The 25708-nt window shown below is 63.1% G+C and carries 20 protein-coding genes and 1 pseudogene; 8 read left to right on the forward strand and 13 right to left on the reverse strand.

Annotation, left to right across the window (positions count from 1 at the left end):
* Positions 1-7: 7 nt before the first annotated feature.
* Together ACXYMS_RS01890 and ACXYMS_RS01895 are read left to right on the forward strand one after the other, a co-directional pair.
* Positions 8-1734 (forward strand): annotated as a pseudogene (locus tag ACXYMS_RS01890) (ABC transporter ATP-binding protein); the annotation flags it as partial.
* A gap of 12 nt (positions 1735-1746) precedes the next feature.
* Positions 1747-2499, forward strand: a complete 753-nt coding sequence (locus ACXYMS_RS01895) for an NAD-dependent epimerase/dehydratase family protein (protein ID WP_458904577.1) — start codon at positions 1747-1749, stop codon at positions 2497-2499.
* An 84-nt stretch (positions 2500-2583) separates the two neighbouring features.
* Here ACXYMS_RS01895 and ACXYMS_RS01900 read toward each other — a convergent pair whose 3' ends face one another.
* From ACXYMS_RS01900 to coxB, 4 genes are all read right to left on the reverse strand, one after another.
* Positions 2584-3210, reverse strand: a complete 627-nt coding sequence (locus tag ACXYMS_RS01900; RefSeq protein WP_458903329.1) for a class I SAM-dependent methyltransferase — start codon at positions 3208-3210, stop codon at positions 2584-2586.
* A gap of 85 nt (positions 3211-3295) precedes the next feature.
* Positions 3296-3607 (reverse strand): hypothetical protein, encoded by a 312-nt coding sequence (locus ACXYMS_RS01905; protein WP_458903330.1) that lies wholly within the window; start codon positions 3605-3607, stop codon positions 3296-3298.
* Positions 3604-6105, reverse strand: coding sequence for a cytochrome c oxidase subunit I (ctaD, locus tag ACXYMS_RS01910; protein ID WP_458903331.1), 2502 nt, complete (start codon positions 6103-6105; stop codon positions 3604-3606). The genes ACXYMS_RS01905 and ctaD overlap by 4 nt, the downstream gene beginning before the upstream one ends.
* The gene (coxB, locus tag ACXYMS_RS01915; RefSeq protein ID WP_458903332.1) at positions 6102-6704 is read right to left on the reverse strand and encodes a cytochrome c oxidase subunit II; all 603 of its coding nucleotides are present in this window, start codon (positions 6702-6704) and stop codon (positions 6102-6104) included. The genes ctaD and coxB overlap by 4 nt, the downstream gene beginning before the upstream one ends.
* A 72-nt stretch (positions 6705-6776) precedes the next feature.
* On the opposite strand from coxB, the gene ACXYMS_RS01920 reads away from it, so the two are divergent.
* Positions 6777-7334, forward strand: coding sequence for a DUF2231 domain-containing protein (locus ACXYMS_RS01920; protein ID WP_458903333.1), 558 nt, complete (start codon positions 6777-6779; stop codon positions 7332-7334).
* Here the strand turns inward: ACXYMS_RS01920 and ACXYMS_RS01925 are convergent.
* The 4 genes from ACXYMS_RS01925 to ACXYMS_RS01940 form a co-directional block, all read right to left on the reverse strand.
* Positions 7315-7815, reverse strand: coding sequence for a CopD family protein (locus ACXYMS_RS01925; RefSeq protein ID WP_458903334.1), 501 nt, complete (start codon positions 7813-7815; stop codon positions 7315-7317). The genes ACXYMS_RS01920 and ACXYMS_RS01925 overlap by 20 nt on opposite strands.
* Positions 7812-8564 carry a cytochrome c oxidase assembly protein gene (locus ACXYMS_RS01930; RefSeq protein ID WP_458903335.1) on the reverse strand — a complete coding sequence of 251 codons (753 nt, stop codon included), beginning with the start codon at positions 8562-8564 and terminating at the stop codon, positions 7812-7814. Before ACXYMS_RS01930 ends, ACXYMS_RS01925 begins: the two co-directional genes overlap by 4 nt.
* 33 nt (positions 8565-8597) lie before the next feature.
* Positions 8598-11243, reverse strand: coding sequence for an outer membrane protein assembly factor BamB family protein (locus ACXYMS_RS01935; RefSeq protein WP_458903336.1), 2646 nt, complete (start codon positions 11241-11243; stop codon positions 8598-8600).
* A gap of 69 nt (positions 11244-11312) precedes the next feature.
* Positions 11313-12356: a DNA topoisomerase IB gene (locus tag ACXYMS_RS01940; RefSeq protein ID WP_458903337.1), complete on the reverse strand. Its 1044-nt coding sequence runs from the start codon at positions 12354-12356 to the stop codon at positions 11313-11315.
* Between the two features lie 130 nt (positions 12357-12486).
* On the opposite strand from ACXYMS_RS01940, the gene ku reads away from it, so the two are divergent.
* Both ku and ligD read left to right on the forward strand, forming a co-directional pair.
* Positions 12487-13353, forward strand: a complete 867-nt coding sequence (gene ku / locus ACXYMS_RS01945) for a non-homologous end joining protein Ku (RefSeq protein ID WP_458903338.1) — start codon at positions 12487-12489, stop codon at positions 13351-13353.
* A gap of 2 nt (positions 13354-13355) precedes the next feature.
* Positions 13356-15884, forward strand: a complete 2529-nt coding sequence (gene ligD / locus ACXYMS_RS01950; RefSeq protein WP_458903339.1) for a DNA ligase D — start codon at positions 13356-13358, stop codon at positions 15882-15884.
* Positions 15885-16005: 121 nt separating this feature from the next.
* On the opposite strand, the gene ACXYMS_RS01955 is transcribed toward ligD, so the two are convergent.
* The 3 genes from ACXYMS_RS01955 to ACXYMS_RS01965 are packed head-to-tail and all read right to left on the reverse strand — an operon-like array spanning position 16006 to position 20076.
* Entirely contained in the window at positions 16006-16827 is an 822-nt protein-coding gene (locus ACXYMS_RS01955; RefSeq protein ID WP_458904578.1) for an amidohydrolase family protein, read from the reverse strand.
* Positions 16828-16876: 49 nt separating this feature from the next.
* Positions 16877-18223, reverse strand: a complete 1347-nt coding sequence (locus tag ACXYMS_RS01960; protein ID WP_458903340.1) for a sigma-54-dependent transcriptional regulator — start codon at positions 18221-18223, stop codon at positions 16877-16879.
* Entirely contained in the window at positions 18220-20076 is a 1857-nt protein-coding gene (locus tag ACXYMS_RS01965; RefSeq protein WP_458903341.1) for a sensor histidine kinase, read from the reverse strand. Before ACXYMS_RS01965 ends, ACXYMS_RS01960 begins: the two co-directional genes overlap by 4 nt.
* A 193-nt stretch (positions 20077-20269) precedes the next feature.
* Between ACXYMS_RS01965 and ACXYMS_RS01970 the strand changes: the two genes are divergently transcribed.
* The 3 genes from ACXYMS_RS01970 (at position 20270) to ACXYMS_RS01980 (ending at position 23441) form a co-directional block, all read left to right on the forward strand.
* A complete protein-coding gene (locus tag ACXYMS_RS01970; protein ID WP_458903342.1) occupies positions 20270-21253 on the forward strand; it encodes a tripartite tricarboxylate transporter substrate-binding protein in 984 nt (327 codons plus the stop codon).
* A gap of 210 nt (positions 21254-21463) precedes the next feature.
* Positions 21464-21925, forward strand: coding sequence for a tripartite tricarboxylate transporter TctB family protein (locus ACXYMS_RS01975; RefSeq protein WP_458903343.1), 462 nt, complete (start codon positions 21464-21466; stop codon positions 21923-21925).
* 10 nt (positions 21926-21935) lie between these two features.
* Positions 21936-23441 (forward strand): tripartite tricarboxylate transporter permease, encoded by a 1506-nt coding sequence (locus tag ACXYMS_RS01980; protein WP_458903344.1) that lies wholly within the window; start codon positions 21936-21938, stop codon positions 23439-23441.
* 212 nt (positions 23442-23653) lie between these two features.
* Here the strand turns inward: ACXYMS_RS01980 and ACXYMS_RS01985 are convergent, their stop codons facing one another.
* Together ACXYMS_RS01985 and ACXYMS_RS01990 are read right to left on the reverse strand one after the other, a co-directional pair.
* Positions 23654-24424, reverse strand: coding sequence for a TIM barrel protein (locus tag ACXYMS_RS01985; RefSeq protein ID WP_458903345.1), 771 nt, complete (start codon positions 24422-24424; stop codon positions 23654-23656).
* Positions 24424-25707 (reverse strand): amidohydrolase family protein, encoded by a 1284-nt coding sequence (locus ACXYMS_RS01990; RefSeq protein WP_458903346.1) that lies wholly within the window; start codon positions 25705-25707, stop codon positions 24424-24426. The genes ACXYMS_RS01985 and ACXYMS_RS01990 overlap by 1 nt, the downstream gene beginning before the upstream one ends.
* Position 25708: the final 1 nt, after the last annotated feature.

Genomic DNA, 25708 nt, shown 5'->3' on the forward strand with positions numbered 1-25708 from the left:
GGCCGACATGATCGACAAAGCCGAGCCGATTTTGCGGGTCAACAACCTGTCCGTCGACTTTCCGATGCAGAGATCGGTACTGCATGCCGTCAAGGATGTGAGTTTCGAGCTGCGGCGAGGGGAGACCCTCTGCGTGGTGGGGGAAAGCGGGTCGGGCAAATCGGTGACAGCGCGCGCCATCCTGCAATTGGTGGCCAAGCCGGGCGTGATCACGGCGGGCAGCATTCACCTTGCGACCGAGGCCGGAGAGGTCGACATTGTTGCCCTGGGCAATCGTGGTCCTTCCATCCGCCAGATCCGTGGCCGGCGTATCGCCATGATCTTCCAGGAGCCGATGACGAGCCTGTCGCCGGTGCACACCATCGGACACCAGATCATCGAGACCATCCTCTTGCACGAAAAGATCAGCAAGGAAGAGGCGCGCAAGCGGGCTGCGGCTTTGCTCGAGCGGGTGCGCATTCCCAATCCCGACGCGGCGCTGGATCGCTATTCGTTCGAGTTTTCCGGCGGCATGCGCCAGCGAGCGATGATCGCCATGGCGCTCTCGTGCAATCCGGAAATCCTGATTGCCGACGAGCCGACAACGGCGCTCGATGTCACCACCCAGGCCGAAATCCTTTCGCTGATCCGAGAATTGCAGCAGGACCGCGGCATGGCCGTGTTGTTCATCACCCATGACATGGGCGTCGTGGCCCAGATTGCTGACCGGGTGATGGTGATGTTTCGCGGCCAGAAGGTCGAGGAGGCCAATGTCTTTGATCTCTTCGCGCGGCCGCAGCAGGCCTATACGCGGGCGCTGCTCGGTTCGGTGCTGAAGCTGGAAACGCCGGCGCCGCGCCCGGCCCGGCCCATGGCGGAACAGCCGATTGCCGAGATCAACGACCTAGCGCTGCACTTTCCGCTCAATCCGGGCTTTCTCGGGCGACCCACGGACTATCTCAAGGCCATTGACGGGGTCAGCCTCACGATCAACCAGGGCGAGACGGTGGGCGTCGTGGGCGAGTCAGGCTCGGGCAAGACGACGTTGGGGCGCACCTTGCTGCGCGTCTACAATCCCACCGGCGGGCAGGTGCATTACTGGCGGGGCGACGGGACTTCTGTCGATATCGCCTCGCTGGGCAGGGCGGGCATGAAATCGCTTTATGGCGAGGTGCGCATGGTGTTCCAGGACCCGCATTCTTCGCTCAACCCGCGCATGAGTATCTACCAGATCATCTCGGAACCGCTGCGCACCAATACCGACATGTCCGAGCACCAGATGATGGACCGGGTGCAGGAATTGCTAACGCGCGTGGGCCTGCCATCCGATATCGGCGACCGTTATCCGCATGCCTTTTCGGGCGGGCAGCGGCAGCGCATTTCTATCGCCAGGGCTATTGCGGTGCGCCCGCGCCTCATCATTGCCGACGAGCCCACCTCGGCGCTTGATGTGTCGCTGCGCCACCAGGTGCTCGACCTGATGCGCGACCTGCAGTCGGAATTCGGCTTGTCCTATCTGTTTATCTCGCATGACATTTCGGTCATTCGATATTTCTGCGACCGGGTGGCGGTGATGAAAAATGGCAAGATCGTCGAGATCGGCGATGTCGCCCAGATTTGCGAGCGCCCGCAGCACGCCTATACACAGCAGTTGATCAGCGCCGTGCCCCGTCCCGATCCGCGCCTGCGCGCCGACGCTCCCGCCTAAGGATTTATGCCATGCCCCAAATCCTGCTGACTGGTGCCTCGGGTAGGCTGGGGAGCCATTTGCGCCGGGCCTTTGAAGCCGAGGGCCGGGCCTTCCTCGCGACCGACATTGTCGCGCCGGAAGATGGATCAGCGGTCGAGATCGCCGACCTGGCCGACCGCGAGGCGATTGACCGCCTGATGGCGCGGGACATCTCCGCAATTGTGCATTTCGGCGGCATGGCCAAGGAGGCGGGCTGGCAGACCGTGCTCGAAGCCAATGTCATGGGCGCCTACAATATCTTCGAAGCGGCTCGCAAGGCAGGCGTCCGGCGGGTCATTTTCGCCTCGTCCTACCATGTGCAGGGCATGTATCCGACGGAGGAATTGCCGAAGGGCATCGACGCGCCCTATCGGCCGGACTCGCTCTATGGGGTCTCCAAGGCCTTTGGCGAGACCCTGAGCCGGCTCTATTTCGACAAGTTCGGTGTGGAATGCCTCGCCATCCGCATCTGTACGGCCGGACAGCCGGGCACGCCCCGCGAAGCCCGCCTCTGGTTCAATCGCGACGATCTGGCGGGCCTCGTGGCCTATGCCCTCGATATCGAGACCCTGGGGCATCGCACCGTTTTTGGTATCTCGAATAATCCCAACGCGTTCTTCGTCAATGATGCCGATCCCGATTTCGCCTGGGCGCCGGCTCATGGATCGCTGGAGCTTGGTGCGCCCGACCCCCGCAAGCCGCTCGATCCCGACGACCCAAGGCACCGGCTGGCCGGCGGTGTGTTTGCCCAGTGGGGTCACTTCGATGACGCCGGACCGGGCACAAGTTGACCCCGGCCCCGCGCGACCGCGATGGTGAGGGCGGCGGCGCGACCGCTGCCTGGCCTTGGAGGGCAGGGGTATCACTGCCGAGATTTACGGAGCGGGCGCGCTGTTGTCTGGGGCAAGGTCAAACACCGCCATCTGACTGGCGCCGCCAAACTCGGGGTGTGCTCCCGCGATATCGGAGCAGGTGACCGAATAGGCGTTTCGAGCGGCCACGCCATTGGCCCAGGCCTTGAAGCGCCCCCGGTCCCACTCGAAACGGTGGCCGGGATGCCGCATGCGGTTTGCGGGCACGCCGAGCAGCGGGTTGTATTCGGCATTTGGTGTGGTGATGACGATGGTTGCAGGCCGGAGGTGTCTGAAAAGCGCTGTCTCGAGTTGGCCCAGTTGTCCGGCCTCCAGGTGCTCAAGGGTTTCCACCATGACAGCACAATCATGTGCCCTGTAGCGCGCCGGAAGCGTCAGCATGGAGGCCTGGACCACCTCGACATCGCAGGGGCAGGTGTCCGGGCTCCGAAGAGCGAGCCAGCGGCGCAGTTCGCTGAGCGCACCGGCGTCTATATCCACCGCAACGATCCGATGCAGGTCCTGTTTTCCGGCCACACGACGGAGCAGTTCGCCCCTGCCGCAACCGAGATCGAGCAAGGTTGTGGCATTGCGGCTTCGTATCACCGCTTCGACCGCCTCCAGGCGCTGTTCGTGTAGCCAAGAGGGCATCGCGTCCGGTGTCCACTCTGGCCTGTCGCCTGAACCTGCGCACCCTTATCGCATACAAGCAGGTGACGGCAATGTTCCGCGGCGGTCAGGTGCAGAGGCTGGCAAAGGTGACGGGCATGAACACCAGCACACCGGCCAGCAGGGCGGCCCGATTGGCCCAGAGGGCGGTGACGGACAGCATGTCTGCTGGCTCATGAGGAGATCTTGGCCTCGTTGCGAGCCAGAGCATGGGGACCAGAAAAGTCAGATAGGCCGCGATGAGCAAAGGCCGGTGCCACATGCCCCATCCAAGGGCGCAGCCGAGGGCCTGGAGAGCATAGAGCACCACAAAGGCCAGGGACCAGACGAGGAAGCCGGCGATCAGTTGGACAAGGCCGGTTCGGGCTGTGGAGGTCATGCGCCGCCCCCGATATTCGCCAATAGAAGGGCAAGACCGAGCGCCAGAATGGCTGCGCCCGCGGCATAGCCATTCCAGAGCCAGGCAAGCACCAGTTCAGTCTGCCGGCGGGCCGATACATAGCCCCTCACGAGGCGCCAAAGGGCATGGGCGGATAGGATTGCACCCAGAGCGCAATGTAGCGCGGCATAGACCAGAAGGGCAAAGATCACGGCCTGACGGGCATGCTGGGTCGGCCCGGGCAGGCTGGCAATACTCCAGACCATCAGGACAGCCGCAATCGCCTGGACGAGAGCGGATGCGATGAGGGCGGCTCGTGGCCAGATGCCGAAACTATTGGTCCGCCGCGCCGCAACGGCCAGACCGGCACCGGTTGCGGCGGCCAGCACTCCCAGAGCACCGGGCCATGCCAGCCAGTCCAGCGCGGGGAGCCCCTGCCAGCCGGGGGCGACGACAAGCAGGAACAGCCCGCCGAAGAGCAGCGAGGCGAAGAGGGTTCCGTCCATCACCAGGGCGGTGCGATTGGCAAGAATGCTGACATTGCCCGGCGCCTCGGTATCGGGCACTACGGCCTCGCCGCGGCCAATATCGACAGGTCCGGAATCGTGCTGTTGCCCGAGGCTGACGGGCCAGAACAGGAACAGGCCAAGCGTTGCCAGCGCCCCGAACGGGGCCAGCCAATAGAGCTTAAACAGCAGGGCGAGAAAGACGCTGGCCGTGGCCAATGCAGTCCAGAGGGGCAGATAGGTACGGCGCGGCAGGATGATCAGGTGATCGACCTCGCCGGTGGCCATATCGACGCCGAGGGTTTCCTGCCCGCCATTGCGGGCGAAGCCGAGGTAGCCATGGCCACCGGCCAGAACCGGTCCGATCAAGGCTGGCTCCAGCTGGTCGGCGCGGGGTTCGATGCGAGGCAGGGAGGCAAAATTGTAGCTGGGCGGCGGGGTGGCCGTGGCCCATTCCAAGGTTTGTGCTCGCCACGGGTCGCGGCGGAAGCGGGCGCCAAAGCGGAATTGCAGCACCATATCGGCCAGAACAAGTGCGAAACCCATGGTGAGGATGAAGCCGCCGACCGAGGACAGCAGGTTCAGCCAGTCCCAGCCCCAATTGGACGGGTAGGTGGAGATGCGGCGCGGCATGCCCATGAGCCCGGTCAGGTGCATGAGGAAAAATGTGAGATTGAAGCCGATCAGGATCAGCCAGAAGGCCGGCACAGAGAGCTGGTAGAGGCTTTGCCGGCCCGAGATATGGGGCAGCCAGTGATAGATGGCCGCCAGCATTGGGAAGACAAAGCCGCCCACTAGCACATAGTGCAGATGCGCCACCACAAAATAACTGTCATGGGCCTGGCTGTTGAACGGCACCATGGCCAGCATGACCCCCGTCAATCCACCGATGACGAAGACGATGAAAAAGCCGAGGACATAGAGCATGGGAATGTCCCAGCGCGGCCTGCCGGAAGCCAGCGTGCCGAGCCAAGCGAATATCTGCACGGCAGTGGGCACGGCGACCAGAGCACTGGCCGCGGAGAAAAAGGCCAGCGCCAGATGCGGTATGCCCACGGTGAACATGTGATGGACCCAGAGCCCGAAGCTCAGGAACGCCATGGCGACGATGGCGGCAATGATGGCGCGATAGCCCAGGATAGGGCGTTGTGCGAAGACCGGGATGATGGTCGAGAGCGCCCCGGCGGCCGGCAGGAAGATGATGTAGACCTCGGGATGCCCGAACAGCCAGAACAGGTGCTGCCAGAGGAGCGGATCGCCGCCGCGTGTCGGGTCAAAAAAGGGCAGGTCGAAGGCGCGCTCCATTTCGAGCAGGATCGAGCCCAGGATCAGCGGCGGAAAGCCGATGATCATCATTCCGGCCGTGACCAGCATGTACCAGGCGAAGAGCGGCATCCGGTGCAACGCCATGCCAGGCGCCCGCATCTTGAGGATGGTGACGAAAATTTCCACCGCCGCCGTTACCGCCGATATCTCCACGAAGGTGATGCCGAGCAGCCAGACATCGGCATTGATACCCGGCGAATAGGGCCTGGAGGAGAGCGGGGTATACATGAACCAGCCGCCATTGGGGGCGGCGCCGGCCAACATGGCGACAATCAGGATCGAACCGCCGAACAGATAGCACCAGAAGCCATAAGCCGTCAGGCGTGGGAAGGCCAGATCACGGGCGCCCAGGAGCTTGGGCAGCATATAGACTGCGAAGCCTTCGAACATGGGAATGGCGAACAGGAACATCATCACCGTGCCGTGCATGGTGAATATCTGGTTGTAGAGTTCGGGCCCGATGAAAGCGCTGTTCGGCGTCGCCAATTGCGCACGGATCAGCATGGAAAGCAGGCCGCCAATGGCGAAGAACACCAGCGCCAGCACCATGAAGCGCTTCCCCAATATGGTGTGATTGACGCTGGAGAGCCGGGCGAGACCCGGCGGGGTGCGCCAGATGGCGTCGAGCTGCTTGTGCAACTGGATGGGGGAGATGGGCGCGCTCATCGGCCTGCCTCCATCAAATCCGCAAAGCCTTCCGCGCTGTGGGCCTCGACCCTGAAGAACATGCCGTCATGGCCCTCGCCGCAATATTCGGCGCATTGGCCCCAATAGATGCCGGGCTCTTCGGCTTCGAGGCGGATGACATTGGTGTGGCCGGGGATGGCATCGATCTTGCCGCCGAGCCTGGGGACCCAGAATGAATGGATGACATCCTCGGCCGTCACGACGATATCGACGGGGATGCCGGCAGGCATGTGGAGCGTTTCGCCGTGCGTGGGGCTGCCATCGGGGTAAGTGAAGGTCCAGGTCCAGCGCTCGGCATGGGCGCCGAGGCGTATCGGCGCCTGGCCCCTAGGCAGCAATTGCTCGCCCAGCACCAGGGCGGTTCCCGTGAGCAGCACCAGGATGGGAATGGGCATGACCAGCCCGCCACCCACAATCCACTGCACGGGTGTGATGCGCGTCACCCAATCAGTGCGCAGATACGCTAGGGCGAAGAGCACCATGACCAATGCAAAGAGCAGCACCGAGCCTGCCAGCATGATCCACCAGAGACTGGCCAGATTGGCGGCGCGGGGGCCGGCGGGGTCGAGCGTGGACAAGGCGCCACTGCAACCGGCAAGCGCCAGCGGCGTTGCACCCAGTGCAACGGCTTTGACCAGGGGGCGAACCAGATGACCGATATCCCGCGCGATGACGAGGAAACCGAGCTGCGCGACGAGGAAACGCCGCCCGAGGCGCGGTCCGATCATCCCAATCCGGCTATCCGCGCCGTGGCCGAAAAGGACATCGGTTCCGGCATCGCGGTGGCCGGCCATCCGGTTCACGCCATGCTGGTGCATTTCCCCATTGCCTTCGTGGTTGCGACCCTTGGCGTCGATATCTTTTACTGGTGGAATGGTGACCTGTTCTGGGTCGAGGTTGGAAAATGGGCTGCCGGCGCCGCCTTCGGTTTTGGCGTGCTGGCTGCGATCGTCGGCACGCTCGAACTGCTGGCCGTGCCGGGCATCCGCGTGCGCGTGGCCAGCTGGAACCACGCCATTGCGGCCATGGTGATGCTGGCCATTGTCGGGGCCAATGCCGGCCTCCGGCTCTATTGGCCGGAGACGATCCTGCCTAATGGGCTGATGCTCTCGGTGTTGGCGACAATGTCCGCCGGCTTCGCGGGGTGGCATGGTGGCAAACTGGTGTTCGAGCACGGCGTGGGCCTCATCATTTCGTCCCGCCAATGAACTGATCCACAAAAGCCGAAAGCGCGCCGGGTGCGAAGAAGGCCGCCAATACTGGCGGCCATGCAATCTCCGGCTTGCCCAAGACCAGAGCCAGGATCGCGCCGATGGAGAGCAGGGTCAGCGTCATCACAATGACGAAGCGGCCAAGGGGATAGGACCGGTCCGGCTCGAAGAGCCTCAAAATCATCAGTCCGGAAAAGATGTGGACGCCGGTCATCACCGAGACGCCGACCAGCTTGGCCGAAAACCAGTTCTCATAGGTTCCCTGCAAGAGGATCAGCGCCGTGCCCGTGCCGATGGCGACAAAGGCGGCGGGAGAGACCACGGCGACATAAAGAAAGCGAGTGAAAGCGTGCAGCTTGTGCAGCGACTCGCCCGCCAGTCCCTGACGCTGGCGATAAAGGAAGGGCAGGGCGATCAGCCCGGCCGACCAGAGCGCGATGGTCGCGACATGGATGAATTTGAGCCAGGTGACGATCATTCAGCGATCGCCCGATCTGGTCTGAGCGCATCAACCAGCCGCCACAGCACCAGCGCCATCAGCGGCAGATTGGCCGGCACCCACATGATCAGGCCCGCAAGCTGCTGATCCTCGAGCGGCAAGAACCCGAAGGCCAGCGTGGTGCTGAGATGGGGCAGGTAGAGCGGCTGCGGCGCGAAGACCAGCAGCGCCCCCAGCAACCCCATCTGGATAGCGCTGGAGAGTGCAGTCACCCCTGCGGCCATAGGCGCATTGCTGCGCAGTAGGCCCAGCCAGAGCCAGGTGAAACTGGAGAGAAGGCTCAACTGCATGGCCCAGTAAATAGCTGGGTGCACGAAGGCGGCGGCGTAGATGTCGGGGGCGTGCCAAAGCCAGAGCGCGATGGTCGAGACAACCAGTGGAGGCAATAGCGACACGCTGTGTCCCCATGCCTTGGGCAAAGCCATGGCGGCGAGCGGCGCGACCAGCATGGTGAGTGCGATGTGATGGGTGACGCGGGCCGAGAACAGCGCCACGCTCAAGGCGCAGAGGGGCGACACGAAGAGCATCGTCGCGAGCAGCCATGCGGCGGCAAAGACCCATTGCTGGCGACGCCCCGCATGTCGGAGCACGAATGCACCGCCGATGGCGAGTGCGAGCAGGAGGGTAAGCAGCAGGGGATCGAAATTCCACCGGCCCCAGAGCGTGTCCAGGGTCGGTGGCGGTCCGCAATAACTCATATCGAAGGAAAAGGCTGACGCTGGGTCCATTTCCGTTCCAAATGTTGTGGTGTTTGGGAAGGCTTAGGGCTGCTCGTCGCCCTCGCTCTCTCCTGTTGCGCTGTCCGGCAGGGCATAGGCGATGAAGTAGTCGCCGATGGGGGTTTCCATGAAGTCGTGCCCGCCAGCATTGATGACGACAATCTGGCGGCCCTGGGACTCATAGGTCATAGGGGTAGCCTGGCCGCCGGCCGGGAGTTCCACCTCCCACACCCGCTCCCCGGTCTCGACGTCGATGGCGCGGAACAGGTCGTCCGTGGCCGCGCCGATGAAGAACAGGCCCGAGGCGGTGATGAAGCCGCCCGCATTATTGGGCGTGCCGATGTCGAACGGCAGCATGGACGGGATGCCGAACGGACCGTTCTTGCGGGCCGTGCCGAAGGGGCGGTCCCAGAGCATTTCGCGGGTGTTCAGATCGATCGCCGCAATCCCCCCATAGGGCGGCTCCTTGCAAAGCATGCCCGTGAACGGCACCCGCCAACCAGCATTAACGCGAATACCATAGGGCGCTTCGGCCTGCGGGCTGACCGAGCCATGCGAACCCGAGCTTGCGGAGGGCTCATAATTGGGGTCGGCGATGGAATAGATGCCCATCTCATCGACCTGTTCGCGCGGGATCAGCTGGTTGTAATTAGGCATGTTGTTGTAGTTGGCGATCAGAATGTTGTTGACCGGATCGACGGCGATGCCGCCCCAGTCCGAACCGCCATTATAGCCTGGGAACTGGATCCAGGGCTGATCGACGGTCGGCGGCGTATAGACGCCGTCGTAGGTGGCCTGCCGGTACTGAATGCGGCACCAGAGCTGGTCGAGCGGTGTCGCACCCCACATGTCTGCCTCCGTCAGGTTTGGCTTGAGCAAGTTCGGAAAGTCCGTGACATAGGGCTGGGTAGGCGACAGGCGCTCGGGCTCGACGCCTCCCTGCGGCGCAGGACGTTCCTCGATATTTACCAGCGGTTCGCCGGTTTCGCGATTGAGAATATAGAACTGCGCCTGCTTGGACGGCATGATGATGGCAGGCACGGGGCCGTCTTCGGTGGGGAAATCCACCAGAGTGCCCTGGCCGCCCAGGTCATAGTCCCAGACGTCATAGTGGACGGTCTGATAATGCCAGGCGACTTCACCGGTTTCCACATCGAGCGCCACAATGGCGGTCGAATAGGTATTTTCGGCTTCTGAGCGGGTGCCGCCCCAATAGTCGACAGCCGAATTACCCATGGGCATGTAGACCAAGCCCAGTTCGTCGTCTCCCGAGGCGATGGTCCACATGTTGGGGGTCCCGGGAGTATAGATTTCTCCCTCCGGCGGCAGACCGTTTTCGCCAGGACGACCCATGTCCCAGGCCCATTCCAGCTCACCAGTAACAGCGTTGTAGCCGCGGATGACGCCAGAAGGCGCGGTGCGCTGCTGGTTGTCGCTGACCTGGCTTCCAACCACAAGCACGTCCCGTACCAGGGTCGGCGGGGATGTCGGCGCGTAAAAGCCCGGGGCGGTGTCGCCAATGCCTTCAAGCAGATTGACCATGCCGCCATTGCCGAAATCGGGGCAAAGCTGACCTGTCTCAGTGTCCAGCGCGATCATGCGCGCGTCATGGGTGAGATTGACGGTGCGCGTGGCGCAAAGTTCAGTGCGATCAGCTGCGGGATTTTCAAAATAGACAAGACCCCGGCAGGACGCGTTGTAGCCGACATTGTCGGTGGAAACCTCCGGATCGTAGGTCCAGAATTCTGCGCCAGTCGCAGCATCCAGTGCTGTGATGTGGTTGGTGGCCGAACAGAGATAGAGGCGGTCGCCGACTTTGACCGGCGTGTTCTGATTGCCAAATGGCTCGTCGCCCTCGGGCATGTCACCGGTGCGGTATTCCCAGATTTTTTCGAGTTGGCCGACATTGTCCGGGGTGATCTGCTCGAGCGGCGAATAGCGGGTTGCGTGATAATCGCCCCCATAGGCCGGCCAGTCGACCCCGGTCTCCAATGCCACATAAGTGGGGCCGGCTTCTTCGCTCGGAGGCGCCTCGGTGCCCGTATTTTCTTCTTCGCCGGCTTCGAGCGGCGCGCCTTCAGGCGTTACACCGGCGTCGGCAGGCTGGGCGGGCTCTAACGGTTGCGTGCCCGCTTCTGCCGGAGCACCCGGCGTCGCGTCCGGTGCTTCAGTGGCTGGGGGTGCCTCGGGTGCCTCTGGTTGGCCAATCGGTTCGTCGACCTCCTGGGCAATGGTGCTCCCGACGCCATGGTTGGCGACGCCGATGGCACCCACTGCGCCGGCGAGGGTTACCATGGCAGCGACGGCGCCGCTGCCGAACCGCCGCGCGGACCCGCGCAGCATGGGCAGGGTGGTAAGCACGAGGATGAGCACTATGGTCGGGGCGAGCAGCCGCGGCACCTGCGCCCAGCCGTCAAGCCCAGCTTCCCACAGGGCCCAGATCAGCGTTGCAACCCAGGTTACAAGATATATCCAAACCGCCATCAACTGGCGCCGGAACAGGAACCACGCCGTCAGCATAAGGCCGATGCCCGCTGGAAAATAATACCACGAACCACCCAAGGTGATGAGCCAAAGCCCGCCCGCGGCGATCGGCAGGCCGAAGACGAACAGCACAATGGCGACAAGCATGGTCCACCAAAACCCTATTCCCTTGCGATCAGGATGCGATGAAACGTGCGCGGCCATGCTGCCCTCCCATTGGCGTGAATGGAGACGCAACGCCGCAATGCGAACACAGTTCCGTACCGATTCAGGCTATCGGCTGAGGCGTCTCAGAAAGGCGGCGGTTTCAACTTCATCCTCGTCAAGCTGCTCCACCGGTTTCAGCCGACCTGAGCGGCGCAACGCCCCGGCCTGCCACGCCTCGGGCAGAGACGGGTGGATATAAGCCTGGCGACAGACTGTCCTGGTGTTACCCAGCTGGGCGGCGACCTGGTCGATGAGGCTATTCATGATGCGGGCTTGAGCAGATTTGGGCTCGGGCCGCTCGGTGTCGGCGAAGAGACCGAAGGCGCGGACGGTGCCTGCCCAGGTGCGGAAATGCTTGGCGGTGAATTCGGGACCGGCAAAGGCCGCAAGGTAATCGTTCACATCGCGCGACGAGATCGCGCACAAGCCCGCCTCATCCTCATATTTGAACAATTGCTGGCCCGGCAGTTCGTTGAGGCTCTTGAGGATATTGGCGATACGCCGGTCGGCGAGCTGCAAGCGCCAAAGCTTGCCTGACTTGCCCTTGAACTGGAACTGCAGCTTGTGGCCCGTGATTTCCACGTGCCGGCGGCGCAGCGTCGTCAGCCCGAAGCTTTTGTTCTGCCTTGCATAGGCGGAATTACCAATGCGGATCAGGCTGTGATCCAGCAGCCAGACCACCGAGGCGACGACACGTTCGTAGCCCAGCGTGCGCCGTCGCAGGTCCGTTTGCACCTGTTCGCGCAGACCCGGCAGGGTTTTGGAAAAATCCAGGAGCGTATCGAACTTGGTCGCGCTGCGGTGCTCGGTCCAGTCGGCGTGGTAGCGGTATTGCTTGCGGCCCTTCTCGTCCCGGCCGGTGGCCTGGATATGGCCGCAGGCGTCCTTGCAGATCCAGACATCGGTCCAGGCCGGAGGAATGGCGAGGGCGCGGATGCGGGCCAGGACATGCTTGTCCGGATGATTTCCGGCCTGGTCGTGGTAGGAAAACCCGCTGCCGTGCCTCTGCCGGTGCCAGCCCGGCTCCTCGTCGGACGCAAAGGCAAGTCTAGGCGCCGGGCCGATTTCATCGGCCCGCATGCGGTCCAGCACTATTCTTGCCAGTTTCATGGTTCTGCACCTGTTGATCGGGCTGGAAATGATCTGGACGGGACAAGCGTTCCCGACGCGCACAAAGGTGAACCGGAACGGGGAGGCAGATGCGGCGTTGAGTCGGCGAAATTCAACCTGGGAACCTGCCATGCCTGCATCGCGTCCGATCTGGAAAGGCCAGTTGCGCTTGTCGCTGGTCGCCATCCCCGTCGAATTGTTCAGTGCGGCGCGTTCCGGCGCCAAGCCAAGTTTTCGGCAAATCCATGAGCCGACCGGCAAGCCGATCCACTATGAAAAGGTGGTGGCGGGTGTCGGGCCGGTCGACAAGGACGATATCATCAAAGGGTTCGAGTATGAGAAGGGCGACTATGTCCTGCTCACCGACGAGGAGATCGACGCGGTCAAGCTCGAGACACGCAAGACGCTGGAACTCACCCAGTTCGTAGGCGCCTGCGAGATCGATCCGATTTTCTACGACAAGTCCTATTTCGTCGTACCGACGGACGAGCTGGCCGAAGATGCGTTCCGGGTCATTCGCGATGCCCTACGCAAGACCGAAAAGGTCGGGTTGGGGCAGCTCTCCATGCGCGGCAAGGAATATCTGGCGGCTATCAAGCCCTCAGGCACGGGGCTGATGCTGGAAACGCTGCACTATGAAGAGGAAATCCGCAAAGCCGACCCGTTCTTTTCGCAAATCTCAGGGAAGAAGGCCGAGGCGGACCTGCTCGAAGTTGCGACCGCGTTGATCGAGAAGAAAACCGCGCCTTTCGATGCCGGCGCGTTCAAGGATCACTATCAGAGCGCGCTGCGCGAACTGATCGGGCGCAAGATGAAGGCCAAGGGCCGCAAGATCACGGCAAGCAAGGATGAGGCGCCGGAGCGTCCGAGCGGCGAGAATGTGGTCGACCTGATGGCGGCGCTCAAGGAGAGCCTCGAGGGCGGCGGGAAGAAGAAGGCCCCGGCCAAGAAGGCTGCTCCGTCCAAATCCTCATCCACGCGAAAGAAGGCCAGTTGAGAATGGCGAGCAAGGCTGAAGACCTGCTCAAGGATTACAAGGCCAAGCGAAACTTCGCCAAGACGCAGGAGCCTGCGGGAGCTGTTGCGGCTGGCGGCAAGGAAGGTCGCGGCAGCTTCGTTGTGCAAAAGCACGATGCGACCCGCCTCCACTACGATTTCCGCATCGAACTTGACGGTGTGCTGAAGAGCTGGGCGGTAACCAAAGGGCCATCCAACAATCCCGGCGACAAGCGGTTGGCGGTGAGGGTGGAGGATCACCCGCTCGAATATGGCGGCTTCGAGGGCACTATTCCCGAGGGCGAATATGGCGGCGGCACAGTGATGCTGTGGGACCGCGGCACATGGGAGCCGATTGGCGATCCGCATGAGGGGTTGGAGGGCGGCGATCTCAAGATGCGGCTCTTCGGCGAGCGGATGAAGGGCGAATATGTGCTGGTGCATATGAAGGGACGCGACAGCAAGCGCCGCAACGGGCCGGACCGCGAGAACTGGCTGCTGATCAAGCACCGCGACAGCTATGCGCGGGACAAGGACACCTTGACCACGCGCTTCACCCGTTCAGTGGCGAGCGGGCGCGATTTCAAGGCCATTGCCAGCGGCGCCAAGCCCGAGAAGAAGACCAGGGTGCCCGCCAAAGCGGTCTGGCATTCCGACCCGGACAAAGCCGAGAAGGCCGATCAGAAAACGCGGATCATGAGCACGGCCAAATCGGGCAAGGTGCCGGCCTTCCGCCCTGTGCAACTGGCGACGCTGGTGGACAGCGTGCCGGCTGGCGAGGACTGGCTGTTCGAGATGAAATATGACGGCTACCGGTGCCTCGCTGCCGTGGCGGGAGATAACGTGCGGCTCTATACGCGCAATGGCCACGACTGGACCGAGCAGTTTGGCGCTTTGGTAGAGCCGTTGCAGAAGCTCAAGGCCGGCTCGGCGCTGATCGATGGGGAAATCTGCGCATTTGACGGCAAGGGGCGGACGGATTTCTCGACGCTCAAGGGGGTGTTGTCGAATGGCGGGCGGCTCGAATTCTTTGCCTTCGACCTGCTCGAAGCCGAAGGCAAGGATCTGACCAGGTTGCCGCTCGTGGAGCGCAAGGCGCAGCTTGAGAAACTGCTGGCCAAGGCGCCAAAGAAAGGCCCGATCCAGTATTCATCGCATATCGCGGAGCATGGCCAGAAGGTGCTCGATGCCCTCTGCCGGGACGGGCATGAGGGGGTGATCGCCAAGCGCGCCGATGCGCCTTATCGCGGCGAGCGCAGCAAGGGCTGGCTCAAGATCAAGTGCCTCAAGCGGCAGGAATTCGTCATTGGCGGCTGGTCACCCTCGTCCAAACGCAAGGGTTTCGCCTCGCTGCTGCTGGGGAGCTGGGAGGGCGACAAGCTGGCCTATCGCGGCCGCGTGGGCACGGGCTTCTCGCACGATCTGCTGCACGAGATCGACGCGAAACTTCAAAAGCTGGTGCGCAAGACCAATCCATTCGCGGCCGTGCCCAAGGAGATCGCTCGCGGCGCCAAATGGGTGAAACCGGACCTTGTCGCCGAAATCGCCTATACCGAGCTGACCGGTGACGACATCCTCCGCCATCCCAGTTTCATCGGCCTGCGCGGAGACAAGCCGGCCAAGGAGGTGCGCATGGAAAAGGCGCAATCGATTGAGGGCGACGGCGAGGCGGTGGCGGAGGAACTGGGGGTGCGGCTGACCTCCCCTGACCGCGTGGTTTATCCGGGACAGGGCATCACCAAGGCACAATTGGTGGCCTATTACGAAGAGGTCGCCGAGGCGATGCTGCCTCATATCAAGGATCGGCCGCTGAGCCTGGTCCGCTGCCCGCAGGGGCGCACAAAACACTGCTTTTTCCAGAAGCACGATACCGGGGGATTCCCGGAGCAGTTGCACTCAAAATCCATCACCGAAAAGGACGGCGAGAAAAAGGACTATTTCCGTGTCGATGACTTGGCGGGGCTGGTGGCGGGCACGCAGATGAATGTGCTGGAATGGCATATCTGGGGGTCACGCTTTTCCGATGTCGAGAAACCGGACCGGCTGGTCTTCGACATCGACCCTGATGAAGCTTTGGACTTTTCGGCCATCACCGCAGCGGCCACCGACATCCGGGATCGTCTCAAGGATATGAACCTCAAGAGTTTTCCGATGGTCTCGGGCGGCAAGGGCATTCATGTGATCGTGCCGCTTGAACCCAGGGCGGAATGGCCAGAGGTCAAGGCGTTCTGCAAGGCGTTTGCGCAGGCAATGGCCGATGATGAGCCGGAGCGCTACACGGCCAGCATTTCCAAGGCTCGCCGCAAGGGACGGCTGTTTATCGACTACCTGCGCAATGAACGAGGCTCGACGGCCATCTGCCCCTGGTCGGTGCGTTCACGCGAAGGCGCGCCGGTGGCGGTGCCGGTTGACTGGGACGAGGTCTCCGGGCTCAATGCCGCAAACGGTTTTTCTCTCGCTGCTGCCGCCGAGCGGGCACAGAGTGGTGCGTGGAAAGTCTATTCCAAGACCAAGGGGAAGCTGCCGCGTTAAGCGCTAGGTGTCCGCAAGCACACCTCAGTTTACTAGATCGGCTGGTCCTTGGAAGTTTCTGATTTGGCTACTCCACAATCCGCCTGGATCTCGCAAAATGACTGATCAAACGGCAAACCTATCATAGCCGATAAATTCGGCTCGCATTGGCGTTGAAGAGATTCGCCTGCTCGTCCGCGCTGGCGCCGCTGACGATTTCGCGGGCGGCCGTGACCCAGTCGGTCAGGCTGCCGCCGAGTGTCACCACGGGATGATCGGATCCCCAGACGACGCGGTCCCAGCCGAAGCTTTCGATGATGTGTTCGACATAGGGGCGGAGCTGGTCGAGGGACCAATCGGGACCGGCATAGGCCATGATGCCGGAGACCTTGGCATTCACATTTGGCAGTCTGGACAGGGATGTGATGTTTTCGCGCCAGGAGCCCGGCTGATCCACATTGATGTCCTGGGCACCACAATGGTCGAGGACGAAGGTCACGTCCGGGCACCTGGCGATCAGGGCTTGGCCGATGGGCAATTGGTCGGGGCGGACGCAGAGGTCGAAGCTGAGGCCATGGGCCGGAAGGCGGCGCAGGTTTTCGGCGAAATGCGGGGTCTGGCCGAGGCTGTCGGGCATCTCGTGGAGGATGCGGCGGAGGCCCCGCACGCCGGGGATGGCGGCTAGCGCGTCCAATTGCTGTGGGAAATCGGGACTTTCGGGGCGGCAGGCGGCAATGGCGCCGACAACCCCTTCACGCTCGAGGACGAAGCGCGTTTCGCGCTCGATATCGGCTTCGTCCGCATCGACTTCCATATGCAGGGCTGCGGTAATGCCCAATGGTTTGGCTTCGGTCCAATAGTCCTCGATCGTCCAGTGCCGGTTGAGCGGATGGGGGCCTGATATCCAGGGATAGGAAAGGCGGTCGGGGTAGATCAGATGCAGATGGGTGTCGATGATGGGGATCACGGGCAGTTCCTGTCAGGTCTCAGGTGGGCGCAGGGCGCCAATGGGGTCAGCGGCGGACGCCGAGGCGGCTCATCTTTTCGCTGAGGGTGCGCCGGGGGACCTGCAAGGCTTCTGCAACGGCGGCGATGGAATCCTCGTGCCGGTTCAGTTCGGCCTCGATGAGGTGGCGCTCATAGGCGGCGACGCGTTCGGCCAGGCTCGCGCCGGAACCGACCGGCACGCGTTGGCCCAGTATGTCTCCTATGGAGCGGCCGGTGGCGCCCAGGCCCAGGGCGAAGCGGTCGGCGGCAGCCTTGAGTTCACGCACATTGCCGGGCCAGGCATGGGAGAGCAGGGCATTGATATCGGCGGGGTGAAGGTTGGGCACGGGCCGGCCGAAACGGCGAGCCGCCTCGCCCAGAAAGTGGTGGAAAAGGATGACGCAGTCGTCGCCCCGGTCCCGCAGCGGCGGCAGATCGAGAGTGGCCATGTTGAGGCGGTAAAAGAGATCGGCGCGGAAACGGCCGGCCTGGCTCTCGGCCTTGAGGTCGACCTTGGAGGCTGCAATGATCCTCAGATCAAGCGGAATCTGCTTGTTCGAGCCGAGACGTTCGACCTCGCGCTCCTGGATGACGCGCAGCACCTTGGCCTGGGCGAGCAGGGGCATGGATTCGATCTCATCGAGCAGCAGCGTGCCGCCATGGGCATATTCGAATTTTCCGACGCGCTGGCCGGAAGCGCCGGTGAATGAGCCTGATTCATGGCCGAACAATTCGCTCTCGATCAGTTCGGCGGGAATGGCGGCGCAGTTGACCGCGACGAAGGGGCTCTTGGCGCGGGGCGAGAAATCGTGGAGGCAGCGGGCGACGACTTCCTTGCCGGTGCCGGTTTCGCCCAGAAGGATGATATCGGCCGGGATGCTGGCCAGCTCCAGCACCGCGCGGCGCAATTCCTGCATGACGCTGGAAGTGCCGACCAAGCGGGTCGCCAGTTCATTCTCGCCCCCATCGAGGCGGCGGCGAAGATCGGCCAGTTCGCGCTTGAGGCGGGCCTGCTCGGCGGCGCGGGAAATGGAATTGACCAGCTGGTCCGGCACATAGGGTTTTTGCAGGAAATCGAAGGCGCCGCCGCGCATGGCTTCCACCGCCATGGGTACGTCGCCATGCCCGGTGATCAGGATGACCTCTGTGGGGAGGCCCCGCTCGGCAATGGAGCGCAGGAGGTCGAGACCTGACAAGCCCGGCATGCGCACATCGGTCAGCACGACGTGAGGGTGGCGGTCGTCGATGGAGGCCAGAGCCTCCTGAGCATTGGACGCGGTGGCAGTGTCGAAGCCGGACAGGCGCAGCCATTGTTCAAGGGCGGTGCGCACCATGTCTTCGTCATCGACGATGAGGACACTGGGTTCGGTCATGCGGACACCCGGGATGAGTCGGCGACAATAGCCGGCAGGTTGATGGTGAAGGTGCTGCCCTTGCCGGGCCGGGAGCGGACGGTGATTGTGCCGCCGCTGTCGCGCACCAGGCCGTAGGAAATGGCAAGGCCGAGGCCCAGCCCCTTGCCCGCCGGCTTGGTGGTGAAGAAGGGATCGAACAGGGTACTCATGTCGCCCGGCGCGATACCACTTCCGGTATCGGCAATGGATATGCTGGCTGTGCCGCCTTCGCTGGTGACGCCGATGGAAAGCACGCGCAGGGACGCGTCCTGCATGGCATCGGCGGCATTGGCGATCAGGTTGATCAGCACCTGTTCGAGATGGACCGGATTGGCCGAGACGCCGATGGGCGGGCGTGGGCGACGGTATTCGATGTCAACGCCTGCCTGGCGCAGGCGATGATCGGTGAGGTCCAGGGCATTGGCGATAACCGTGCCGATATCGGCGGCCATGGCGACCTGAGTTTCCTTGCGGGCGAAGGTCTTCAGGTGCCCGGTAAGGGTGGCGAGGCGATCCACCACCTTGTCCATGGCCGATAGGATGGGACCAAGATCACTGCGGCCGCGACGCTGTTCGAGGAGGCGGGCGCTGGCCATATGGGTGGCGAGGGCGGCAACCGGCTGGCTGACCTCGTGGGCGACGCCGGCCAGGGCCTGGCCGAGGCTGGCCAACTTGGCCGCCTGCACCAGCCCCTCCTGAGCATCGCGTTCAGCCTTTTCGGCCCGCACGCGGTCGGCAATTTCGGCGCGCAATTGCTCGTTCATGGCGTGCAGGTCCTCGGTGCGTTCAGCGACGCGCTGTTCGAGCCGGTTGTGATCGGCCAGCCGGTGGGCCACCAGGCGCCGTCGCTGTTCGAGCAGAACCACGATCAGGATCAATGCCGCGAAAGCCAGGGCGGCGGCGGTTGCCATGGTCAGCGCTGCGCCATAGATCGGTGTTAGTGGCGTGAAGGACAGGATGCGCCAGCCATGCTTGGGCAGGCGCAGTTCCTGGAGCATGAAATAGCCGGATGTTTCCGGATCCGAGCCGGAGAGGAGAGCGAATTCGGAACCGCGCGAAAACCAGCGATCGGTGATGATGCCGGTGTTTTCGATGCCGTTGTCACCATAGCGCTGCTGGCTGGCTATGGTCCCTATCTGCGTGCGCGGAATGGTCTGGAGAGGCCGATAGCGCCAGTCCGGCCGGGTCGAGAGAATGGTGACGTCATTGACGTCGACAATGCCGATCAGCTCGCCCGAACGCCACCAGGTGGCTTCGATTTCGCCCAGATTGATCTTGATGACAGCCACGCCCAAAGGGCCATCGGGTCCGTCGACCCGCTGTGACAGGAAGAAGCCGGGCGTCTTGGTCGACATGCCGAAGGCATAATATTCGGCCCGACCACGCGTCACGGCGTCAGCGAAGTAGGGTCGGAAGGAGTAGTTGGTGCCGACCAGGCTGGTCAGCGTCCACCAATTGCTGGCGGCAACGACGCTGCCACTGTCCTCCATGAGGAAGATTTCGCTGGCCCCGGCGGTTTCGTTGAGCTTGCTGAGAAAACCATTGGCGGCCTCGATGGTGGAGGGGTCGTCTGGATGGTCGAGGGCGGCGCGGGTCTCTCGGGCCTGGGAAATGGCTACCGGCAGGTAGTGGAAGCGCTCGATAATGGCTTCCAGCGTCCGGTCAAACAAGGCGAGGCGGCGCTGCGCCTGCTCGCCTGCATCGCGTACGGCTGCCCCAAGTGTCAGTTCGAACGCTACCCAGAAGACGAGCGCGACCACCGCGAGGGCGGCGGCGATGGCCCCGAGATGACGTCGGGCGATCCAGTAGCGTTGCGTGGGACCAGCGGCCACGATTTCTCCCTCGTTCTGGCAAGAATTTGCCGATCCTGGTGGCACGGGCGGGCAAGTTCTTGCCAGAAGTGCTAACATGTGACGGAGCGATTGCATATCTGCCTTGCGTTTTTCGCGTGGCACGCCGCTTGCAAGGATGTGGCTGGCCCCGGGGGAACATTCGGGGAGATGCAATTGGGAGGACCAATCAAACATGAAGACCATCGTAAAGATGCTTGCCGCCGGCCTCGTCGTCGGCTCTGCCCTCAGCGCCGTTTCGGTGGTGGCGCAGGACTATCCAACCCAGCCCGTGACCATCGTGGTGCCGTTCTCGGCCGGTGGGCCGACCGACACGGTGACGCGCCTTGTCGCTGCAGCGATGAGCGAAGATCTCGGCCAGCAGGTGGTGGTGCAGAATGTGGGTGGCGCCGGCGGAACGCTGGGTGCAGGCCAGGTCGCTGCGGCAGCCAATGATGGCTATACCCTGTTGCTGCATCATATCGGCATGTCGACCGCCCCCGCGCTCTATGCCAGCTTGCCCTATGATCCGATGACCGACTTCGCGCCAATTGGCCTGGTTACCGAAGTGCCGATGACCATGGTGGCGCGCAAGGATTTCGAGCCGGCATCGCTGGAAGACCTGATCGCCCATGTGAAGGAAAACGGCGAGAACATCACTTATGCCAATGCCGGTATCGGTGCCGCCAGCCAGCTCTGCGGATTGCTGTTCCAGGATGCGCTCGACACCAAGCTGACCGAAGTGCCCTATCAGGGAACTGGCCCGGCCATGACCGACCTGCTCGGCGGGCAGATCGACATGATGTGCGACCAGACCACCAATACGACGAGCCAGATTCTGGCCGGTGAGATCAAGGCCTATGCCGTGACCACGCCGGAACGCATCGCCGTGCTACCCGATGTGCCGACCATGGCAGAGGGTGGGGTCGAGAACTTTAACCTGGCGATCTGGCACGGCCTCTATGCCCCTGCGGGCACCGACCCGGCCATCATCGAGCGTCTGACTCAGTCGCTGCAGGTGGCCCTGGCCAATGAAACCGTGGGCAACAGCTTTGCCGAGCTTGGCACCTATCCCGTGCCTGCGACCGAAGCCACGCCCATGGCACTGGCTGCCAAGCTCGAGGGTCAGACGGCCCTCTGGGCCGAGGTGATCGCCGCTGCCGGTGTTGCCGCGCAGTAAACCTTGCGGGAGGGGCTCGCGACCTTGCGGTGGCAAGTCCCTCCCATCTTTGGCTCCACTCGTTGAACCCACCCCACCCCAATCCCTCCATTCAGGGGAGGGAGGCGCAGGTTGAGAAGTCGGTGTTCATCGTCTCCCACCCTTTGTGGAGATGGAGGAAGGGTGGGGGCTATTCGGTGTGGTGCGATGCCGAAATCGGGAGGGGGAACGATGGCTCTCAATGCTTCGCGGAATGATCTTGCATCGGGGGCGATCTTTGTCGCTTTCGGCGCTTATTTTGCGCTGGAGGCGCTGCGTTATGAATTTGGCACGCCGTTCCGCATGGGGCCGGGCTTCATGCCGATCGTGCTCGGTGGGGTGCTGATCGCGCTTGGCATTGCCGTCGCCGCCAAGGGCATGGGCAAGCCGGATACGGAGGTCGCGCCGCCATGGCCATGGCGCGGACTCCTGCTGGTACTGGGCACGATCCTGTTCTTTGCTGCTACCTTCCGAGGGCTCGGATTCATCCCCGTGGTGCTGATTGCCGGCTTTGTGACCGCCATGTCATCAGCCAAGAACACCGTGCTGTCCGCTCTGGTAATCTCGGTGGGGCTTTGCCTGCTTTGCTACCTTATTTTCGTGGTCGGGCTGGGCATGATCGTGCCGCTGGTCGGCCCCTGGCTGCGGTTCTAGGAGCAGACGCATGGATCTTTTCTCCTCACTGGGCCTGGGCTTTTCGGTCGCGCTCGATCCGTACAATGTTCTCTATTGTTTCGTGGGCGTGCTGCTGGGCACGCTGGTGGGCGTGTTGCCGGGGATCGGGCCGACGGCGACCATCGCCATGCTGCTGCCCATCACCTTTTCGCTCAATGCCGAAACGGCGTTGATCATGCTGGCGGGCATCTATTACGGCGCCCAGTATGGCGGCTCGACCACGGCCATTCTCATCAACCTGCCGGGCGAAAGCTCGGCGGCGGTCACAGCGATCGACGGTTACCAGATGGCCCGCAAGGGCCGTGCGGGACCGGCGCTGGCGGCGGCAGCACTCGGCTCCTTCTTTGCCGGTTCGGTGGCGACCTTCCTCCTCGCCGCCTTTGCGCCGCCGCTGGCCCGGGCTGCCCTAAGTTTCGGGGCGCCGGAATATTTCTCGCTGATCGTCCTGGGCCTCCTGGTCTCGATCGCGCTGGCGCATGGTTCGATCATCAAGGCCCTGGCCATGATCGTGCTGGGGCTGCTGTTGGGCATGGTGGGGCAGGACATCTATACCGGCACGCCGCGATTTACCTTCGGGCTGCGCGAGCTGTTCGGCGGGCTCAATTTCGTCGCCGTGGCAGTGGGCGTGTTCGGGGTGGCGGAAATCCTGCGCAATCTCGAGAACGAGCATGAGCGCGAGGTGGGCGTCAAAGCCGTGAAAAACCTCTGGCTGACGCGGGATGACTTCAAACGCATCATCTGGCCAGTATTGCGCGGCACGGGCATAGGCTCGATCCTGGGCATCCTACCAGGGGGTGGGCATATCCTTTCGTCCTTTGCTTCCTACTCGGCAGAGAAGCGGCTTTCCAAGCACCCCGAGGAATTCGGCAAGGGCGCCATCGAGGGCGTGGCAGGGCCAGAATCCGCGAATAACGCGGCGGCGCAGACCTCGTTCATACCGCTGATGACGCTGGGTATTCCCGCGCATCCGGTGATGGCATTGATGATCGGCGCGTTCATCCTGCAGGGGATTACACCCGGTCCCAATGTGATCAACGAGCAGCCGGCGCTGTTCTGGGGAATCATTGCCTCGATGTGGATCGGCAATCTGCTGCTAGTCATCCTCAACCTGCCGCTGGTGGGGCTGTGGGTGAAGATGCTCTCGATTCCCTATCGCGTGCTGTTCCCGGCCATTGTGCTGTTCGCCTGTATCGGAACGTTTTCGATCAACCAGAATATCTACGACATCTATGCCATCGCCTTCTTCGGTATCGTCGGCTACCTGCTGATCCGCTTCGGTTGCGAACCGGCGCCGCTGCTGCTGGGCTTCGTGCTGGGGCCGCTGCTGGAAGAGCATTTGCGGCGGGCCATGATCATCTCGCGCGGCGATCCGATGATTTTTGTCGAAAGGCCGATTTCGGCGACGTTGCTGGCGATGGCACTGGCGGCGGTGGTGGTAGCGGTGCTGCCCTCGATCCGCAGGAAACGGGCGGAGGTGTTTGTCGAGGAGGATTGAGGGGCGGGCGGCATGGTGGCAGGTATTCCCCTAACACGACAGGTCCGTCCTCGGGCTTGACCCGAGGACCGCGAACAGCCGGCACGGTGGTCGGGGTGAGTGACCCTCGGGTCGGGCCCGAGGGCGGTTCGGAGATGGTTCAGGCACTGGAATTAGTTACAACAAACAGGGATCCCCGCTTTCGCGGGATGACAATGTGGTTGATAGCGTGGTCAGTGCCGGGACAGCAGGCTTCGCGCTTTCGCCAGTCCAGCACTCGTCGGAATGGACGGCCGATATTCCAGCCCGACGCGTCCGGAATAGCCATTGGCGAAGAGCCAGGCGAGGGCGCGCGCGAGGTCGAGCTCTCCGGTGCCGGGCTCCTGGCGGCCGGGGTGATCGGCGACGTGGACATGGATGACGCGGTCGACGCGGCCAGCCAGGACCTCCTCGGTGCGTTCGCCCATGACATGGGAATGGTAGAGATCATAGACCACGCCGATTTCGGGGCGTGCCACGTCGTCGACGATGTCGAGGGCCTCCACTGTCGAGGGCAGGAAATAACCCTTGTGGTCGATCAGGGTGTTGAGCGGTTCGACGCCGAGGCGGACGCCTGACCCCTTCAGCACATCGGCGGCGGCGGCGAGGCAGGTGGTGAGGGCGGCGCGCTGTTCGGCGCGGGAGCGGTCGGGCAGGTCATTGCCGGCCTGGGCGATGAGCACCTTGGCGCCGAGGCGGGTGGCGACATCGACGGAGCGTTTCAGCCCTTCGAGGAAGGCGGCATGATTGGCCGGGTCGGTGAGCGGGATCATCGGTTCGGCAACAAAGCCGGAGAGGCCGAGGCCGGTATCGGCCAGCGCGGCCTCGACGGCGTCGATATCCTTGTTGCTCCAGAACCAGAATTCCACCGCGTCGAGGCCGGCGGATTTGGCGAGGCGGATGCGGTCGCCAATGGCTTCGGTTTCATCGGCGAAGAGCCATTCGATACAGGCGGAGAGATGCATCAGCGGGGTCCTGAGCGGGAAGCGTCAACCGTTTCGGGACGACCGGGCAGGTTGAGGGCACTCTGTCGGGGTGGCGCCGAGGCGATGACCTTGCCGGCCTTGATGACAGCGAGGCGGGTGGCCTTCAATCGGATGGCCTCGATGGGGTCGGCGGCCTGGAGCAGGACCATGTCGGCCTTGCAGCCCATATCGAGGCCGTAGCCGTCGAGATGCATGATTTTTGCCGGGCCGGTGGTGATTGCGGCAAAGCACTGGCGCATGGCGTCGCGACTCGTCATCTGCGCGACGTGCAGGCCCATATTTGCGACTTCGAGCATGTCGCCCTGGCCCAGGGAATACCAGGGGTCCATGACACAGTCATGGCCGAAGGCGCAGGTGATGCCATAGGTCAGCATTTCGGGGATGCGGGTCATGCCGCGTCGCTTGGGATAGGTGTCGTGGCGGCCCTGGATGCCGATATTGATCAGCGGATTGGCGGTGGCGCTGACACCGGCTTCGGCCATCAACGGCAGCAGCTTGCTCACGTAGTAATTGTTCATGGAGTGCATGGAGGTAAGGTGCGAGCCGTTGACGCGACCGCCCATCCCGAGGCGCTGGGTTTCGTAGGTGAGAGTTTCGATGTGGCGCGAGAGCGGATCATCGGTCTCGTCGCAATGAAGATCAACCAAGAGCCCGCGCTGGGCGGCGATTTCGCAGAGGGCGGTTACGCTGGCGGCGCCATCGGCCATGGTGCGCTCGAAATGGGGAATGCCGCCAACAACATCGACGCCCATGTCGAGGGCACGATTGAGGAGGTCAACGGCGCCAGGCGAGCGGAAATAGCCATCCTGCGGGAAGGCGACGAGCTGCAGGTCGATATAGGAAGCGACGAGGCGCTTGACCTCGAGCAGGGCTTCAACGCCAAGCAGTCGCTCATCGCAGATATCGACATGAGTGCGGATGGCGAGAAGGCCCTGGCTGACCGCGAGGTCGCAATAGGCCAACGCGCGCGCGATGACGGCGTCGTGAGTGAGGAGGGGTTTGAGTTCACCCCAGATCTGAATGCCTTCGAGAAGACGGCCGCTTTCGTTGTGGCGGGGCAGGCCGAGCGAGAGTGTGGCGTCCATGTGGAAGTGGCAATCGACGAAGGGCGAGGTCACTAATTGGCCGGCGGCGTCGATGGTTTCACCGGCTTCGCCGTCCAAGTTCGGTTCGAGGGCGGCGATGCGGCCATTCTGGACGCCGATGTCGATGCCGGTGCGGCCGTCGGGCAGGGTGGCGTTGGTGATTGTAAGGTCGAACATC

This window comes from Devosia sp. CAU 1758, assembly GCF_054482695.1.